Raw genomic sequence first — 787 nt, 5'->3', positions numbered from 1 at the left:
CCACCAGAGTTCGCCAACATGGTACGCAGTGAGGTCAACCGCTTGATGGCTGCCAACAAGTAAGCAGCCTTAATCGCGGGCGAAACAGCGAACAATCGCATTACGCACTTTCACCACCACCGGGTCGGTCTGGGCGTTGGTGCGCCAACCCAGTTCAATCGGATAACGCGGCAAGGCCAGTGGGCAGGGCAGCACGCTCAGCCCACTGAGCGCCGCGATGCTCCGGGCTGCATGTGCCGGAATCGTCGCCACTGCCTGACTGCCCGTGAGCAGATACGGCAGCGCGGCAAAATGCGTGGTCGAGGCACAGACGCGTCGACTCAGGCCCAGCGCGGCCAGGCCCTCATCGGTAATGCCGATAAAGCCCCCGGACGACACCAGCAGGTGCTCGCGGGCGACGAACGCCTCCAGGTCCATTTGCGGCTGGCCGGGCACCAGACTCGCAGGATCGACCAGACAGGCATAACCGCCTTCACCCAATACCTGACGGCTGAGCAGACGTTCGGCAAAGCCGCCAGCGGTGATCGCCAGATCAAAATGGCGCTCCATCAGCGCGCGGGCGACGATCTGACTGTGGGTCTGACGGAAAATCAGCCGCAGTTTCGGCGCACTGTGGGCGATTTCCTCGATCAGGCGCCGGCCGTAGGCAATTTCGAAATCATCCGACAGGCCGATCGTCACTGAGCGGCCCTCGTAGTGCTCGGTGGTCGGGTCGATCATGGCCAGGCTCTGCCGACACTTGTTCAGTGCCTCGCTGACCACCGGTTTCAACTGATCGGCCTTGAGC

General features: G+C 62.6%; 1 protein-coding gene. It reads right to left on the bottom strand.

The features are described 5' to 3' along the window. Positions 1-69: 69 nt before the first annotated feature. Positions 70-787 (bottom strand): LysR substrate-binding domain-containing protein (locus DBR24_RS27375; RefSeq protein ID WP_256591903.1); only part of this gene is annotated, 718 nt, incomplete at its 5' end.

This window comes from Pseudomonas sp. HMWF006 (assembly GCF_003061205.1).
GTDB lineage: Bacteria > Pseudomonadota > Gammaproteobacteria > Pseudomonadales > Pseudomonadaceae > Aquipseudomonas > Aquipseudomonas monsensis.
The sequence above is the reverse complement of the archived record's forward strand: the minus strand, read 5'-3'. Positions and strand labels throughout refer to the sequence as shown.